An 18394-nucleotide genomic window follows, 5' to 3' on the forward strand; every position below is an offset into this window, starting at 1 on the left:
TCCAGGGAGAAGGTGTCAGCGAAGCTGACAGATGAGGGTTACCAGCAAAGAAGCTCGCAGCCGTCTTCTGTGACCAGAAGCTCTACTTCCCACTGAGCTGACGGTGCACCGTCTTCTGTGTAAACGGTCCAGTCATTCTCTTCATCAACAAAGATTCTGTCAGTACCCATATTGATCATGGGCTCAATCGTAAATACCATGCCGGGTACCATGAGCATCTCGGTACCTGGTTTACTTACGAAGCTTACAAAAGGCTCTTCGTGGAATTCATTGCCGCATCCGTGTCCGCCGATTTCGCGAACTACTGTATAGCCATGCTTAAGCGCATGCTGGTGAACTGCATCGCCCATATCTCCCAAAGGGGTCCAGGGCTTTACAGCTTTAATACCTATCTCCATAGCTTCCTTGGTCACATCAACCAGCTTCTTCCACTCAGGATCCACATCACCGATGCAGAACATTCGGGAAGAATCTGAAAAATAGCCATTTAATATAGTAGAACAGTCAACATTAATAATGTCGCCATCCTTAAGAATGTCGTCTTTGGAAGGTATACCATGGCAAACCATGTCATTAATGGATGTGCAGACACTTTTGGGGAAGCCCTCATAATTAAGAGGTGCTGCTATACCGCCCATCTTCTTTGTAACATCTGCAACAATGTCATCAATATCCTGAGTTGACATTCCGGCCTTGATCTTATCAGCAACTTCATCAAGACATGCCATATTAATCTTGGCACTCTCTTTGATTCCAAGGATATCTTTTTCTGTTTTAATAAGTGATCTCTTCGGGACGATATGTCCCATTCGCTCATAACCTATGATCTTATCATCAAAGGCCTCATGACAGCTCTTATACTTTTTACCGCTGCCGCACCAGCAAGGTGCATTTCTTTCAATCTTCTTGTACATCTTCTGCCTTTCTTTAGCCACAAACTTATTGTATAGTCAGAAATCCATACCTACAGCTAGTTAGCCAATTTCTAGTATGCCTTTTTGCGCCGCTATTGTCAATAAAGGGCACAGTAGGACACAAAAAACGGCAGCATCTCTGCCACCGCTTCCTGTTATTGATTTTATATATGCAAAAATCAGTTATATCCGGAAATATCACTTTGTGAGCTTTTCCATTAAAAGCTTTGTATTCTCGGTAATATCACCATTAAAAACAGCAGATCCTGCAACTATAACATTTGCTCCTGCTTCTAATGGAACATTGACATTGTCTATTGTAACTCCGCCGTCTATCTCAACATCTGTGGAAAAACCTGCATCAGTGATAAGTTTTCTCACTTCAGTTATTTTTGCAGTGCATTCATCCATGTATTTCTGACCGCCAAAACCGGGTTCAACCGTCATGATAAGAACCATATCCACATGTTCAAGATAAGGCTTTAATGCATCGACAGATGTTTTGGGCTTTATTGAGATACCTGCCTTTTTACCACAGCTCTTTATTTTCTCTATTACTTCTCTTGGGTCTGAAGCAGCTTCAAGATGGAAGGTTATAATATCCGCTCCTGCTTTGGCAAATTCCTCAATGTATCTGATGGGTTCCTCTATCATAAGGTGTACATCATATACCTGATTTGATGCCTTGCGAATAGACTTTAAAACAGGAAGTCCAAAGGATATGGAAGGAACAAATATACCGTCCATTACGTCAAAATGAAGGTACTCAGCTCCTGCTGCCTCTGTTTCCTTGATCTGCTCTCCAAGGACAGTAAAATCTGCTGATAAAATTGATGGTGCAAGAATGTTCATATTTCTCTGATTCCTTTTTATATTTCTTTAGTTCGTTTAAGTAATATATTATTTCTGTCAAAATTCAATATTTAAAAAATTGAACAGCCCACATATATCACATATGTGGGCTGAGAGTCAAATCATTATTGCATAAATTACTTAAGGAATTCCTTAACTGAGTTGTATACACCCTCACCATCGAGACCATACTTCTTAACAAGATCTCCTGCACTTCCGGACTCACCATAGCGATCCTGCATACCGATCTTCTTAACAACTGTAGGGCACTCTTCTGAAAGTACATCACATACAGCACTTCCAAGACCGCCGATTACGGAATGCTCTTCAACTGTAACAACCTTGCCTGTCTTCTTTGCAGTTGCTACAACAAGCTCTCTGTCGATGGGCTTGATTGTGCAGATGTTTACAACCTCTGCGCTGATGCCATCTGCAGCAAGCTTTTCAGCTGCTTCAAGAGCAGAACCAACACCGATACCTGTAGCGATGATGGATACATCTGTTCCCTCACGGAGAACTGTTCCCTTACCAAGTTCAAACTTGTAATCAGGTCTGTCATTAACTACAGGACAAGCTGCACGTCCAAAACGAATGTAAACAGGGCCCTCGTGCTCAGCTGCTGCGCGTACGCAAGCTCTTGCCTCGATATCATCTGCAGGGCACATAACTACCATTCCGGGAATTGTGCGCATAAGAGCAAGGTCCTCATTACACTGGTGGCTTGCTCCGTCCTCACCTACCGTGATACCGGCATGTGTTCCGCCGATTTTAACGTTGAGATGGGGATATCCGATTGAATTACGAACCTGCTCGAAAGCACGTCCTGTTGCAAACATAGCAAATGTGCTGACAAAAGGAATCTTACCTGTTGTTGCAAGACCTGCAGCGATACCCATCATGTTGCACTCTGCAATACCGCAGTCGATATGTCTCTCAGGAAACTCCTTTTTAAACCAGCCTGTTCTTGTTGCTGCAGCAAGGTCAGCATCGAGAACTACAACCTTATCATTAACCTTAGCCAGCTCGATAAGCTCTTTACCATAGCTGTCTCTGGTAGCAATTTTCTTAACTTCGCTCATTTTGTAACCTCCACTTTTATGCTTCTAATGCTTCGCCAATCTTATTAAGATCTTCCATTGCCTGTGCGTACTCTTCATCGTTAGGTGCAACACCGTGCCATGAAACCTGGTTCTCCATGAAGGATACACCCTTACCCTTTATGGAATGAGCAATGATAGCTGTGGGCTGACCCTTAGTCTCTCTTGCTTCCTTGAAGGCTGCTCTGATCGCATCAAAATCATGAGCATCAATATTGATTACATGGAAGTTAAATGCCTCAAACTTCTTGTCGATGGGATAAGGTGAGCAAACCTGATCAATAGGTCCGTCAATCTGAAGGCCGTTGTTATCAACGATAACTACAAGGTTATCAAGCTTACGGAAGCCTGCAAACATAGCTGCCTCCCATACCTGACCCTCTTCAATCTCACCATCACCAAGGAGTGTGTAAGTTCTGAAATCCTTATTATCAAGCTTTGCAGAAAGTGCCATACCGCATGCTACTGAGATACCCTGTCCAAGTGAACCTGAAGACATATCAAGTCCGGGAAGGTACTGCATGCTGGGATGTCCCTGAAGTCTTGATCCAAGCTTACGAAGAGTTGTAAGCTCCTCAACAGGGAAATAACCACGCTGAGCCATTACTGAGTAAAGTCCGGGTGCTGTATGTCCTTTGGAAAGAACAAAACGATCACGGTTCTCAGCCTTAGGATCCTTGGGATCGATGTTCATCTCCTCAAAATACAGATATGTATAGATATCTGCTGCTGAAAGTGATCCGCCGGGATGTCCTGCTTTTGCTGCATGAACAGCCGTAACAATGCCCTTGCGGACTTCGTTTGCAATTTTCTGCAATTCTTTATTTGTCATAATTCCTCCACTTCCTTTGCTTTAATAGCGCGAAAAATCTTCACATAAAATTTAGCACACTTAGAAATATGCGTCTATCGTATTTTTTGCGGTGTTATTCGTAAATATTGTTAATAAGGAAGTTCTGCTCTCGGGCAAAGCCCTCGCCAGAACAAAGTAGTACACTAAGCCCGAAAAAACCGGGCTAAGTGATTACTTTTGTCCATAATAAGCATTGGCACCGTGTTTCCTGTAGTAGTGCTTATCCTGGAGCTCCTGAGGTGCTGGCATTACTCTGGGATTGATAACCTCGCATCTGTATGCCATCTTGGCAACTTCCTCTGTTACTACTGCGTTATGAACGGCTTCATGAGCATCCTTACCCCATGAGAATACGCCGTGGTTCTTGCAAAGAACTGCAGGAACAGCAACAGGGTCTTTTCCCATGGCATTAAACTCATTTACGATAAGATGACCTGTGTTCTCCTCATAGGCATCCTCTATCTCTTCCTTGGTAAGACATCTTACGCAGGGAATCTCGCCATAAAAATAATCTGCATGGGTTGTGCCGTAGCAGGGAATGGATCTTCCTGCCTGAGCCCAGCTTGTGGCATAGGATGAATGTGTGTGAACAACGCCGCCCACTTCTTTAAATGCCTTGTAAATCTCTACGTGAGTAGGTGTGTCGGAAGAGGGATTAAGCTTTCCCTCAACCTTATTACCATCAAGATCCATAACAACCATATCGTCGGGAGTCATGGTCTCATAGTCTACGCCGCTTGGCTTAATTACAAAAAGCCCTAACTCTCTGTCTATCTCACTGACATTGCCCCATGTGAAGGTTACAAGTCCGTACTTGGGAAGCAGAATATTTGCTTCGTATACTTTCTGTTTAAGTTCTTCTAACATGATTTACTCCTTTACTTAAGTACATCTACTGCAGCTCTCTCGATTGCGAGGCCAGCATTGTAATCCTTCATGAACTCATCAAAGCCCTTAACGTCATCAGCAACAGGGTCGCAGGTCTCAACCTTGCCATCCTTAAATACCTTATTGTTAAGGTAATTCTCAAGCGTCTCTCCATCTTCCTTATTAAGCATGAAACCTGCAAGGATTGCCTGACCCCAGGGACCGCCTTCTCCAGCTGTCTCCATAAGCTTAATGGGTGTATCGAGGGCTGCTGCCATAACTCTGTCACCAACGCCTCTTATCTTGAAGAATCCTCCCTGGCCAAAGAAGAAGTCAGCCTTAACATTCTCCTCCTTCATAAGGATATCGTTACCAACCTTAAGAGCGCCAAGTGCTGTGTAAAGATGTGTTCTCATGAAGTTTGCAAGATTCATCTTTGCATCAGGTCTTCTTACGAAAAGAGGTCTTCCTTCGTTGAAGCCTGTAATGCTCTCACCTGAGAAATAGTTATATGCAAGAAGTCCGCCGCAATCTGCGTCACCCTCCATAGCCTTTCTGTAAAGTGTTCCGTAAAGTGTATCATCATCAACATCGGCGCCAACAGCCTGTGCAAACTCTCTGAAAAGTCCTACATAAGCGTTGAGGTCAGATGTGCAGTTATTGCAGTGAACCATTGCAACCTGCTCGCCTGAAGGTGTTGTAACAAGGTCAAGCTCAGGATATGCCTTTGAAAGGTCATGTTCAAGAACGACCATTGAAAATACTGATGTTCCTGCTGAGATGTTACCTGTTCTTACGCCAACTGAGTTTGTGGCAACCATTCCGGTTCCTGCATCGCCCTCGGGAGGACATACGGGAATACCTGCCTGAAGTGTTCCTGTAGGATCGAGCTTCTTAGCGCCTTCAGCTGTAAGCTTTCCTGCGTCAGCTCCTGCGGGAAGAGACTTCGGAATAATATCGCGAAGCTTAAAGCCAAAGCCCTTCTCCTCTGTAAGCTTGTCAAACTGACCTACCATTTTCTCGTTATAATCACATGTTGATGAGTCGATAGGGAACATACCTGAAGCATCTCCTACGCCGAGAACCTTCTCGCCTGTAAGCTGCCAGTGAATATAACCTGCAAGAGTTGTAAAGAAATCAACCTTGCTAACATGCTCCTCGCCGTTAAGCATTGCCTGATAGAGATGAGCGATACTCCAACGCTGAGGAATGTGATAGCCGAAAAGATCTGTAAGCTCATCAGAAGCCTTCTCGGTAATTGTATTTCTCCATGTACGGAAGGGAACAAGAAGTTCTCCATCCTTATCAAAAGCCATATAGCCATGCATCATTGCTGAAAAGCCCATAGCTCCGACCTTAGTAAGCTTTTCCCCATACTGCTTCTCAACGTCCTTAGCAAGGTTTGCATAGCAGTCCTGAAGTCCACCCCAAATATCCTCAAGGGTATAAGTCCAGATACCATTATCAAGTCTGTTCTCCCAGCTGTGAGAACCCTGTGCTATAGGATTGTTATCCATATCTGTAAGCACTGCCTTGATTCTGGTTGAACCAAATTCAATTCCTAGTAAAGTCTTGCCTTCAGCGATAAAACTTTTTGCATCTCCCATTTAATGCACCTTCCCTTCTGTATTTTGCCTGGTTTTGTGTTAGTGTTTATGCTCACAATGAACATTATAATATAGTTTATAATAGTCCGCACTACTATGCGGACTAATTTTTTATAAAAATTTAAAATATTTTACTTTTTTGTGTAATATTTTTTATTCGACAACGCCAAAGCCCAGTATTGTGAACTTTTTACTCTCCATATCCTTAGCCATACGAATCTCGACTTCGTGTTCCTTTGTCTCTTCCTCATTAAGGATGATGACAGGATTGCAGTGAGTCCAGCCTGTCTTTAAAGGATCGGCATCCATTACCTTTTTACCGTCAACAAATACCTCTGCTGTACCTGCTGTCGGAAGTCCCGAATCCTTGAAAACAAGCAGCAGCTTTTTACAGCTAAGCTTTAATCTGAAAGGATCATCTCCCTGCGCATCATCAAGATGTGCCCAGTTATAGGGGAACTCAGGAACCTGAGTAATCTCGCTATCCATCTCGACCTTCTGAAGATCCTTATCTATTTCTGAGAAGGCACCCATCTCAAAAAGAGTTATTCCAAATCTGCTCTTTAAAAGCGGCATTTCTTTTCTGTCAAGAAGTATAACCTTTTCAAAATCCTTGCCAAGGACAGGTGCGATATCTTCAACAGGTATTTCTTCTTCATTACTTCCGACTCTTCCTGCATTTACTTCATCAAGTACATAAAGAAGTGAGTCACACATTACCTGATGTCCAAGGTTACTTGGGTGATATACATCATAGAAGAACTGGTTCTTGGATATTACCCTGCCATCCTGTGGAAGCAGAGAAAACTGAGGTGTCACAGCATTCAGAATGCTTACCATAGGAAGGTTATATCTTTCTCCGACAGGTGACAGTCTGTCCTGAAGATTCCAGTCGTATGAGAATACTGCAAAAAGCAGTATTACAGCAGGCTTCCAGGGAAGCGCAAGAGCCTTTCTTACAAGTGACTCATAGCATACGCCCTTGGTCTCATCGCCCTCGTCATTAACAGCAAACTCGATCACTACAAGATCCGGCTGTTCCTGACCATCTCTTAAAACATCTCTCTCGAATCTGATCATTCCAAGCTCTGAGGGAGTTCCGCCAACGCCTGCTTTTACAAGCTTAACCTTTCCTTCCTTAGAGAACTTCTTCTCGAATTCATTGGCAAAAAGTCTTGCATAGCTTTTCTCATGGATCGGTATAGCACCTGCTCCTTGAGTTATTGAACCGCCTATGAATGAAAGTGTTACTTCTTCACCCATTGCCGCTTTTTCGAGAACCTTTTCAAGTCTTTTTGTATTGCCTGCCTTCATAAGGCTTCTCGCAATCATTTCTTTATATCCGTCAGATTCAAAATCCACCGCATATTCCATTGGCTGCGGAGGAGCTGTAAATCCGTCGTTTAGATAAAATCTCACATCTGCCATTGCCTGAACTCCGGATTCCGGAAATTCAAAGCGGATCTGTCCTATCTCATAATCTGTAGGAACCCATGAAACATCAGCAAGATCAATAGTCGTCTCCATACCATCGGTTTCAAATTCTTTTGTTATCTCAGTCGCAGGTTCTCCGGGATTTCTCGGATACATCTGCATTACAAATTTTACTTTTTCATCATTGATTCTTGAAGAAACACTTACACCGATACTGTGAACCATTTTTCTGAAGCCCCTTGTGCTCTTAAGGTTAGTAAGCATCTCTTCATCTGTTACATTACCGGAAAGCTTTGCAGCATCAATGATCCTTCCGTCATTTTCATATATAAACTGAATTCCCCTTCCATCAGGCTGAGGAGCTCCGAATATTCCCTTACCCTGCATTATGAAAAAATATGGGCGTTTTTTCTCCGGATCCTTTGGCGCTGTGGGTCCTTTTCTTTCCATTACCTGCATAATCAAATTCCTTCAATTTTGTTCTGTTAAAAAGCACTTCTTTAAAAAAGTACCGACGTTATCTGCCTAAAAAACAAATAGGGCGATGTCTTTACAGACACCGCCCAAATTTACATTAACAGTTTCTGTTAAATGTTAATTATTTGTTTGCATCATCTACATAAGACTTCCATGTATCTCTGATTGCTTCAACCTGCTCAGATACAACTGCGCCGGGAGCGATGTTCCATACGAAGTCAGAACCAAGGCTGAGGTTAGGAACCATGCCGTGGTATGCGATAGTACCCTTCTCTGTCATCATTGTGATAGTCTCATCAACTGCTCTGCTGTCGAAGATACCATTTCTAGCTGTTGAAAGATATCCGTTGTAATCTACATACTCAGCTGCAGGAGCATTTGTGTAAAGGTTCCAAGCGAATGCAAGCTTCCAAGCCTTATCAGCATCATAGCAAGCAGGAATTGAAACCGGGTTGTTTGTCCAAACGTTGATGTAATCAGAAGCCTTAGGTCCCTTAGGGAACATAACGAATCCAAGTTCATCAGGCATATCCTCAAGGAAGTTGCCAGGGCATCCAGCATACTCATCCTCTACAAGGAATGCAGCCTGTCCGTTGATGAATGCTTCTTTGTAGTAATCCCACTCAGCGCCTTCAGGATCGGGCATATCATAGTTGTCATAGATCTTTACGCACCACTCAAGAGCTTCAAGTGTGTTAGGGTTCTCAAGTTCATATGTAAATCCGTTAGCATCCTTGCCGATAAACTCACCGTTATTAGCAAATACTGCCTCAGTTGTCATAACACCTTCGTTAAGTGTAAGACCATAAACATCGATAACACCATCGTTGTCTGTATCTCTCTGAACCTTGGAAAGGAGATCCTCGAAAGCATCCCATGTCCATGTTCCGTCTGCCTGCATATCATAGATTGTCTCAGGATCGATACCTGCATCTGTAAGGAGTCTCTTGTTGAAGTAAACACCTGTACGAGCTTCTGAATATCCAGCGAACATAGCATAGATCTTGTCGCCATCTGAGTACTGCTCATGAAGCTTGTTTCTCTGGAACTTATCCTGTGAGAAATCAAGGCAGTCAAGTGTAGAAAGGTCATACATAAGACCGTTAGCCATAGCTGATGTGATAGCCGGATCATCACGAAGTGTGAAGAGGTAGTTAGAGCCATCATCACCTGTTGTAGCGTAATCTACGAAATCTGTAGGTGTTGAACCCCAATCGGAGATAGCCTGAGACTTGATTGTGAAGTTGTATGTCTCCTGGATCCAATCTCTGTACTCCTGAAGAGCTTCCTCATAATCGTTCTGAGGTTCTGCCGGGTCACCTGACCACCAGTCACGGATGATGATATCCATACCACCAAGGTCGATGGGGTTGCCATCAGCATCTGTGATAACCTGATAAGGATCGTAGTCGCTATCAGCTACTTCTTCCTCTTCCTCATCCTCTTCTTCGTCAGCTTCTTCTTCATCAGCTGCTTCCTCTGTGTCCTCTGTTTCTTCCTCTGCAGCATCCTCAGCTACTTCTTCTGTCTCTGTAGCTTCAGCCTGGTCTGCTTCAGTTGCAGGTGCCTCAGTGTTTGATGAGCCACCGCATGCTGCCATACTCATGAGCATGGCTGCTGTTGTGATAACAGCGGTTGTCTTTGTTGTTAGAGATCTTTTCATACTCTAATCCTCCTTTTTGAATACTCCTACTCATAGGAAACTTTTATATCCTCCGGAGCAAAGGCTCCGGCTGACTACTTTTTTTACATCTTTATACCGGTACTGCTAATACTTTCTACGAATTCTCTCTGTGCGAAGAGGTAAATAACAATAATAGGTACAATGATGATAAGTGTTCCTGTTGCAAGAATACAGTTTGAATATGCAACAGAAATTGTGGTCTTAACTCCGTTAATTCTCTGAATGTAAGCTCCAAGGCTGTCTACGATTCTTGAAAGTCCTGTACTTACAAGCTTTGTGCTTCCAAGGAACATTCTGGAATAGAATCCGTCTGTCCACTGCCATACAAATGCAAACAGGAAGCATGAAGTAATAATAGGTCTTGCCTGAGGAAGCATGATTGTGAAGAAGGTCTTAAGTGTTCCGCAACCATCAACATAAGCAGCCTCTTCCAGGTCGCCGGGAATATTTCTGAAATACTGACGGATCATGTAAATATACAATCCGTTCTTTAGTCCCATACATCCGGCACTCATCAGGTAATAAGGTAACTTTGATCCACGAAGGTTCAGCGTCTCTCCGGTTATCAACTTGAAAATACCAAGAACATCAAAGTATCTGAAGTGAAGGTGAAGTGAGCTGGCAATTGTCTGCGGCGGAATAAGAATTACCAAAAGGACCATCGCAAACCAGAACTTCTTACCGGGGAACTCAAATCTTGCAAATCCGTAACCAACCAGTGTGCACACTGCAATCTGTAGTGCCGCAATGGTAAGTGAGATCAAAAATGAATTGAGTACCGCTTCTTTTAAGCTTATAAGCTCTGCAGCAAGTCTGTAATTGGCTGTTGTGAAATGCTCGGGTATTGAGATTACAACGGGGTTATACAGATCCTGCTCTGTCATAAAGCTTACAGAGATTTTATTGAGTATGGGCTGAATGATCATGAAGCACATTCCGAATAAAAGAATGAATCTTATGATACTTACTGCCTTTTCTCCGATTACTTTTTTAAGAAGGTATCCTCCTGAGAGCTTGTTTCTCTCCCAGAATCCCATCTTTTTATAGCTTGCCATAGCTTCTGAATTAGTCATAATAGTAAACCCTCTTTGAAATGAAATATGATGTAATTCCAACAAACGCAAGGACAAGCACAAAGTAAATCCAAGACATTGCTGAAGCATTTCCGTACTGCTGCTGATCGATCATAACCTTCTGAATCTTCTCGATAACCTGGTTATCAGATCTCATACAGAAATCGACTACTGTGTAAATCCAGTTAACAAGGAAAAGTGAGCTTATCATAGGGAATGTGATCTTCCAGAGGCTTTCCCATTTAGTACATCCCTCGATATCAGCGGCTTCATACATGCTTGATGAGATGGTCTGAAGTCCTGAGAGGAAAATGATGATCTGGATACCTGATGCAAGGGCTACATCATAGATATTGTCGATAACCTCGAATACCTGCTCGTATGCTCTTACACCGACGCCTGCTGTTCTCAATATATCCTCAAGAGCTGCTGTCACGCTGACACCCTCTGTTGTCTGCTCAATTGTCTGAGCCAGGGATGCCATGAGCTGGTTATTTGATTCAAGACCGATAATAACACCGGATGAAAGAATAACCGGAAGGAAGAATATAGCTCTTACAAGAGCTCTTCCCTTGAATTTCTGGTTAAGGATCAGTGCCACGAAAAAGCTGAACACGATTATAGCCAGTGAATAAACCATCATTCTTGAAAGCTCTTCCACAAGGAGTCTTGTATATTCAGGGTCAACTCTGAATGCGAACTTGAAGTTTTCTAATCCCGCCAGAGTTTTCGTAATCTTACCTGCTGAAAGATCCACATTACAAAAACTCATATACAATGACTCAAAAAGCGGTTTAACAAGGAATACCAGGAAACCGATTATGAACGGGGATATGAAAAGATATCCTGATATGGCTTTTCTTTTCTGTAATCCGGCCAGTTTGTTTTTCTGCTTACTCATTACTATTTATCCTTTCTCACCTAGTTACCATATAATCCCTTGCCGGAACCTTTACTCCATCCTCAGTTACAAATTCGCTGTAACCGTAGTTTACATAAACCGCTGTTCCATCGGCATATTCGGTACGGGAGACGTCTGCGCTCAGATTCTTGTGGTCTACCATTTCCTGATTGAAGGTATGTCCGAGTTCATTGTTGTATCTTGTGTAGATCTCGAGCATCTTGTCCTTCCATGCATCAAAGGTTGCTCCGTAGTAATCTGTGTATAAGGTCTTCTGTGTTGCAAATGATGTCTCTTCCATGAATGTAAAATTAAGACCTGCGCCGTACTCTGCGCTGTAGAGAACCTCGTTCTCTTCGTTTCCGCAGATATTGATTGCTTTTCCTGTGTAGTTTGTTCTTCCATGTACTGCAAGCTGGAAGAAAGGAATGCACTCATCGAGGATTGTGTACTCACTACCTCTTAAATCCATGTCTGTTATCATGCTTGCATAGGGAACTGCGTAATCATTACCCATGTTTACCATGATAGGTGTTCCTGCATCGGCAATGCTCTTAAGCCTCTCTGTCTGGAGGTTAAGAACCGCCTGTCTGCTGTAAGTGTTCTTCCTGTAGAAGTCTGATGAAAGATCCATGCCCAGATCCTGGAAGGAAGCGCCTGCTGCGTACTTATCAGCTGTTTTTGCAAGATTGCTCACAAGGCTGTCAGCCAGCTCTGTGTGAAGCAGATAGTATGTATTGTTTGAGTTTTCTCTCTCTGCATATGTGATATGACTGTATTCATGAAGCTGTGCTCTCTCTTTACTGATGAGCTTGGCTGCATCGCGGAATGAGAAGAAGCCGTCGAATATGTTGCTGTCATATGCATACTGTGTAATTCCGTTTAAATAAACTGTTGCGCCCTTTGACTCAGCTGTGCTTATGAAGCTCTTAAGGTCGCTCTTTCCACCAAGTGCACCGATGGGCTTAATTGATTTAAGAAGCTTTTGCTTAACACCTCCGTTACACCATCCTGTGAGCTTGACATCCATGTTGGTAACGCCGCTGTCACTGAGCTGTGTAACTATATCTGCAGCTTCATCGAAGCTTGTAAGCTTAAGAGGTCTTGATACCGGAATACCAACAATCTGCTTGATCTTGTCGATGGCTCCGACTATCTCGATGGCAACAGGTGTGCTCTCTTCATCAAGCATATCCAGATATCCTGAATACTCATTCTGTAAATAGCTGCCGTAATCCTTTGCCATGTCCACATAACTTCCTGAACCGATGAAGGAATATCTCTGTCTGAGAGTCTCATTTGGAAGTTCAGGGATGTATTCGTAAATATCACTGTTAGCGATATCACCTACATCGTATTTTTCACGCTGATTTACGCTGTAAATTGCATTTACGTAATTGTAGCTGTTGTTTTTGCCTGCTACATCAGCCTGTACTGCTGCGTAGGATCTGCCATCCTCGAGAATACAGATGAAGGAATCCTCTCCTTCAGATACACCGTACACTCCGTAGTAAGCTCTTGTGTCATGTACAACTGCATCTCTCTTTAAGCACTTATCCCAGCCATATACATTAGCATAGTAACTGCTCTGTGCTGTTTTACCGTTGTTAAAGCTTATTGTTGCTCCGCCGCCCTCGGGTACCATGATAAAGCCTTCGTCTTCAGGGCCGCCTGCTCCGAAATACGGAAGAGGTGTTATCGTATAAATAGGTGTTTCTTTATCATAAGCAAGATCTTCATAAGGAATTTCAACTACAAGGTCTTTTCCGTCAAGCTTGTAAATGATGCTTGCATTGAAGATCGGATTATCTGATGAGGTTGAAGACATATCAAGTGCTTTGTCTTCTATATAATCATCATAGGTGTAGCCTGCTGCAGCAAAAAGCTCCTCCATCTGCTGCTTGGTTGCATCCTTAGTCTTCTGTCTGAGGACATAGATTACACTCTCTTCGATGATGGGATAATTTGCGATCAGCTCGTCTTTATTGTCTTTCTTGCTAAGCTTATTGATGTCATATTTCTTGTAGTACTGCTTTACCAGATCGGCATCCTTCTTGTCCATCTTCTTAAGAAGCTTTTTGAATGCCTTCTTGGTTGCTACAGGAGGAATTGTGAACTCCTTGGAAACTGTACCCATTGAGTAATTTACCCGGATCTCATTATCTCCCGGAACAATCTCATAAATTCCGTTCTGTGCACTGTAGCCGAATGAGTTATAGGTTGTCTCAAGACCCTGTGTGATTGAGTAGCTCATTACCAGTGGTGACTGGAGAAGAGCTTTTTCATCAGTAAGTGCTATAGGATCACTTGCTGCGTCCTTGGGATTTGAGTACCACACTTTACCGGAATCCTTAACTTCAATGGAGAACTCTGTTGTAGCGTTATCCATTACCAGCTTAAGTTCATCATTCTCTATGACTGTCTGTTCCTGCTCGCCTGTGTATGCGTAAGGAGCAATCGCTTCCTCATGTTCTGCCGGTGCTTTGTAGTTCATAACTACTATCACACCTACGAGGATGATCAGAAGAAGTATTATTTTAGGAAGCTGTGATAAAACCGCTTTCCCTATTTTTTTGGCTAAATTGTTCTTTTTCAAGTTCGTCACCTCTTGTTACTCCTATATTCGGAACATCAATTCTTTCGCAATGGATATGAAGTATGAAACACCCTGCGAAATCATGCTAAAGAAGATCATAAGTATAAAGATCATAACCAGCATTGAGAACAGTGTCGCTACTGTGAACAGCAGGTTCTTTTTGGCTGAGTATTCATGAATCTGACCCATGGCTACAACAACCAGGATTGCCGCATAAACTAGTGTTAAAGCACTTAATGTGCTGTAGAACTCTGCTTCATCTACTGTTACAAAGTTACTGAAAATCATCAGCGGGAATTGTACCAGCGGATAAGGGGTAAGTGCATAACAGGTTGCCATGTAAACCTGCCCCAGTCGTCCTTTTCCATCGAAAAGTGTTGTGAGTCCCCAGTTACCTACTACCCAAAGGGCCAGCGGGAAAAGAACACTGGCCAGGTACAGAAAGATGTTCAGCTCTTCCCAGTAAACCTGTACGAATATGAAGCTTGTATATCTGAGCTTCAGTATTCTGATAAGTAGTGTAAGGAACAAAATAGTATTTGCTGCCGCATAAGTTCCTCTGCCCTCATGGGTGAGATCCCAGAATCCGTCGAGCGGATGAGAGATGCAATATAATGCAAACTTAAGGGAGTCTATATATTTTTCTTTCGGTGTATTAAACTGTTTTAATTTTGCGATCATATCCTCACCTGTTTCTGCCTGCTACGAAAATGTCTGCTGTGTCTATTTCGTGGCGTATTCTCTTTACCCTTCCGATTGAAAGCGGGATAAGGAAAAGCGCAAGAATCACTATTACGATTATTACGATGTGATCCTCAACCCACTCTTTACGGTACTGTCTGTATGCCTTGGAGTAGTTCTCTGCGTCATACTTAAGTTCGAAGTAATCCATCGCCTCTTTGTATCTCTTCTGGCGAAGAAGTGCTCTTCCTATACCGATATAAGCAAGATCGTAGTTACCATTCTGATTCATTACGCTCTCCCAGGAAGCACCGGATGCTTCGTAATTACCCTGGTCGAACTGTTCGATGGCATCATATACGAGATTACCGAACTCTGTAGGTACAAAAGCTGTTATTGAGCAGTCAAGTGCATCAAGTACATAAAGCTCATGACCATATCTCTCTATTGCTGAGGGCTGTCTGAAGTAACCATCCATGTTACCGTTTCCGCCAAAGGCGAATACCATGTGGCCCTGGTCGTCATATCCAAATACACGACCTCTGTTCTTATCAAGACATGCGTAGATGTCATTGTCCATTACAGTGATATCTGTGAAGTATGAAGGTCCTTCGTAACCACCGCCTGATCCGAAGTACAGATCACCGTAAGCATTCCAGTCACCGTTCTGAACCAGGATATTGTTACCCATAAGGTTCAGCTTTCTGACAGCATCTGCTGATCCGTTTCTAAGATCATCAGCTTTAACTGCACCGGTGCAGGCATATATGAAGCCTTCATAGTCCATGAAGATGTTGTCATACTCTGTAGGAACGAAGGATACCATCTTGGCTCTCTGCTCCTGAGATGCGAACTTCTTCCATATATAATCTGTCCAGTCGTAGGTAACAGGTGTTGCTCCTACAAATCCTGAGAAGGTTCCGTCATTTTCATATTTGACAAGACCTTTGTTGATTCCGACTGCTATACAGTAAACACGCTCAGCAGTATCGATTGCCAACTTACTTGGCTGGAAAACCAGCTTCGGATCAAGTGTCTTATCATCGGGCTTTTCAAACTTCATAAGATAATTTAAATCTTTATCAAGCTTTACTACTCTTGCATTGCCCTGATCAGCTATGAAAATATCTCCATCCTCTGATATTGCTATATCAGTGGGATTATTAAGTGTTGTCTCGCCTTCGCCGCCGCTAAAAGAATCGATTGTTCTTACATATTCAAGATTCTCAGCGGAGGATCTTTTCAGCTCAAGGATTCTGTTATTACCGCTGTCACAGATGAAAATGCTGTCACCGTGTACGTACATTCCCTGAGGGTTCTTTAATTTCACATCAAGTCCTAAGTCTGAGGATGTGAAAACCTTACATACGTTATACAGATCCGGGCTTTCCTGAACATCACCCCAGTAATCGTAATTGTATGAATATCCATATTCCGCAGATGCCTGCGCCGTTATCGGAGTAACGACTGTAAATGCTGCAGCCATAGCCAATGCTGCGGTTTTTAAAAGTATGTTTTTCTTACGCATAAGATTTAAGTCCTTTCAGCATTAATCCTTCAAACCAGAACTTGCCATGGTCTCGAGGATCTGACTTTCTGAGAATACGAATATTATGATCGGCACGATCATTACTACTACAAGTACGGCTGCGCCCTGTCCTGTTCTGGCAATACCACCGCTCTGTATCTGCTGGAGTGCATAAACCAGTGTCTTGCGCTCCTCTGAATAGATGTATGTTGATGCCTTGTTGTTCCAAAGTCCCTGTACTGAGAAGATGATAAGTGTCATCCATGCAGGCTTAACGTTAGGCATTACAATTCTTGAAAATACCAGCCATTCATTTGCACCGTCGATCTTGGCAGCCTCGATAAGTGATGTCGGAAGGCCTTCCATGAACTGCTTCATAAGGAAAAGTCCCATAGGTGAAGCAAATGCGGGAATGATTATTGACCAGTAGGTATCAATCCATCCGAGTTTGTTCAGGATCAGGTAGTTAGGAATCTGTGTTACCCAACCTGTGAACATCATGGCAACTGTTACAACCTTGAAGAAGGTCTGGTTGCCGGGGAAATCGTACTTAGCAAGTACGAATGCACCCATGGATGCGATTATGAGGTGTCCAAAGGTTCCAAGGAAGGTTATGAACACTGTATTGAACAAGTATCTGGAGAATGTAACCCAGGATTTACCCATTGTTACAAACAAATCCGAGAAGTTGTCCATTGTAGGATGCTGTGCGAAGATCTTCGGCGGGAACTTAAACAGCTCATCCAAAGGCTTCAATGCACTGCTGACTGCGTATATAATTGGAAATGCCATTACAAATGCTACAAGTAACAGGAAAACGTAAAGTGCTATATCTCCTGCGATAGATCTGTTTGGCTTTCTTTTCTTGATTAGCTTCTTGCTCATTTCAGGTTCCAACTCTCCTTAACAGACTTTGAATAGCTTTATTGCAAAGTATCATCATGAGGAACAATATCGTTGCTATGGCGCAGGCATAACCCATCTCAAATCTTGAGAAGCCATAGTCAAACAGGTGAGTAACAATTGTTCTTGCTGCGTAGTCCGTACTGGGATATCCGCAAAGTGCCATTGTTACGTCTGCAACACCAAAGGACTGTGTGATTGACATTACCGCACCGAACATGAGCATGGGCTTCATGTTGGGAAGTGTGATATACCACAGCTCCTGCCATCTGTTCTTGATACCATCCATGTATCCGGCTTCGAACTGTGCTCTGTCTACACCCTGAAGTCCGGCTACGAATGAAAGGAATCCGGTACCAAGTGACATCCACAGGATAACTACCATACATATAGGAAGCATGTACTGAGGATTTATGAACCAAAGTATTGGTGCATCAATGATACCTAAATTCATCAGGAACGCGTTTACGTATCCGTAAGCATCTCCTCTGAAGAATACTGAGAAGATTACATAGCAGTTACCTGCTATAGACGGTGCGTAAAACACGATGACAGCGATACTTCTGATCCATCTGGGCAGCTCGTTTATGAGCCAGGCAAATAGGAAGGACAAAATGTATCCAAGAGGCCCTGTGATCAACGCTATCATCATTGTGTTTTTCACACCGATCAGAAATATGTCATCCTGTAAAACAAGACTCACATAGTTCTGAAGTCCTATGAACCTAGGAGGTTCGAGTATGTTGTAATATGTGAAGCTGTAATAGATCGAGGCTACTACAGGAAACACATAAAACATCGTAAATAAGATTGCGTAGGGTGCGAGGAAAAGGTAGCACATCTTACGGTTCTTAGCCTTTTTCCACGCAACATTCATATTATGTTTACGCAGTACAAAATATTTCTGCAGGTATTCCTTCATCGCTA

Annotated in this window: 15 protein-coding genes; all 15 read right to left on the minus strand. The window is 43.0% G+C overall.

Annotated elements, in window-relative coordinates; all coding sequences use genetic code 11:
• Positions 1-38: 38 nt before the first annotated feature.
• Entirely contained in the window at positions 39-914 is an 876-nt protein-coding gene (locus tag G608_RS0112015; protein ID WP_026496239.1) for a methionyl aminopeptidase, read from the minus strand.
• A 198-nt stretch (positions 915-1112) separates the two neighbouring features.
• Positions 1113-1766, minus strand: a complete 654-nt coding sequence (gene rpe, locus G608_RS0112020) for a ribulose-phosphate 3-epimerase (RefSeq protein ID WP_026496240.1) — start codon at positions 1764-1766, stop codon at positions 1113-1115.
• Positions 1767-1903: 137 nt separating this feature from the next.
• Positions 1904-2845 (minus strand): transketolase family protein, encoded by a 942-nt coding sequence (locus tag G608_RS0112025; protein WP_026496241.1) that lies wholly within the window; start codon positions 2843-2845, stop codon positions 1904-1906.
• 16 nt (positions 2846-2861) lie between these two features.
• Positions 2862-3695, minus strand: coding sequence for a transketolase (locus G608_RS0112030; protein WP_026496242.1), 834 nt, complete (start codon positions 3693-3695; stop codon positions 2862-2864).
• A 192-nt stretch (positions 3696-3887) separates the two neighbouring features.
• On the minus strand, positions 3888-4583 hold the full coding sequence (locus tag G608_RS0112035) for an L-ribulose-5-phosphate 4-epimerase (protein WP_026496243.1): 696 nt from the start codon (positions 4581-4583) through the stop codon (positions 3888-3890).
• An 11-nt stretch (positions 4584-4594) separates the two neighbouring features.
• On the minus strand, positions 4595-6190 hold the full coding sequence (locus G608_RS0112040; protein ID WP_026496244.1) for a xylulokinase: 1596 nt from the start codon (positions 6188-6190) through the stop codon (positions 4595-4597).
• A gap of 153 nt (positions 6191-6343) precedes the next feature.
• On the minus strand, positions 6344-8074 hold the full coding sequence (locus G608_RS0112045) for an SGNH/GDSL hydrolase family protein (RefSeq protein WP_035795511.1): 1731 nt from the start codon (positions 8072-8074) through the stop codon (positions 6344-6346).
• Positions 8075-8222: 148 nt separating this feature from the next.
• Positions 8223-9764: an ABC transporter substrate-binding protein gene (locus G608_RS0112050; RefSeq protein ID WP_026496246.1), complete on the minus strand. Its 1542-nt coding sequence runs from the start codon at positions 9762-9764 to the stop codon at positions 8223-8225.
• A gap of 83 nt (positions 9765-9847) precedes the next feature.
• Entirely contained in the window at positions 9848-10858 is a 1011-nt protein-coding gene (locus G608_RS0112055) for a carbohydrate ABC transporter permease (protein WP_026496247.1), read from the minus strand.
• Complete coding sequence (locus G608_RS0112060; RefSeq protein WP_035792038.1) at positions 10851-11759, minus strand: carbohydrate ABC transporter permease; 909 nt, start codon at positions 11757-11759, stop codon at positions 10851-10853. Before G608_RS0112060 ends, G608_RS0112055 begins: the two co-directional genes overlap by 8 nt.
• A gap of 16 nt (positions 11760-11775) precedes the next feature.
• Positions 11776-14355 (minus strand): DUF5696 domain-containing protein, encoded by a 2580-nt coding sequence (locus tag G608_RS0112065; protein ID WP_026496249.1) that lies wholly within the window; start codon positions 14353-14355, stop codon positions 11776-11778.
• A gap of 21 nt (positions 14356-14376) precedes the next feature.
• Positions 14377-15036, minus strand: coding sequence for a YIP1 family protein (locus G608_RS0112070; protein ID WP_026496250.1), 660 nt, complete (start codon positions 15034-15036; stop codon positions 14377-14379).
• A 4-nt stretch (positions 15037-15040) separates the two neighbouring features.
• Positions 15041-16564 carry an NHL repeat-containing protein gene (locus tag G608_RS0112075; RefSeq protein ID WP_026496251.1) on the minus strand — a complete coding sequence of 508 codons (1524 nt, stop codon included), beginning with the start codon at positions 16562-16564 and terminating at the stop codon, positions 15041-15043.
• A gap of 21 nt (positions 16565-16585) precedes the next feature.
• Positions 16586-17449: a carbohydrate ABC transporter permease gene (locus tag G608_RS0112080; RefSeq protein WP_026496252.1), complete on the minus strand. Its 864-nt coding sequence runs from the start codon at positions 17447-17449 to the stop codon at positions 16586-16588.
• Position 17450: 1 nt separating this feature from the next.
• A complete protein-coding gene (locus G608_RS0112085; protein WP_242829385.1) occupies positions 17451-18344 on the minus strand; it encodes a carbohydrate ABC transporter permease in 894 nt (297 codons plus the stop codon).
• Positions 18345-18394: the final 50 nt, after the last annotated feature.

This window comes from Butyrivibrio sp. WCD3002 (assembly GCF_000424265.1).
In the GTDB taxonomy this organism is placed as follows: domain Bacteria; phylum Bacillota; class Clostridia; order Lachnospirales; family Lachnospiraceae; genus Butyrivibrio.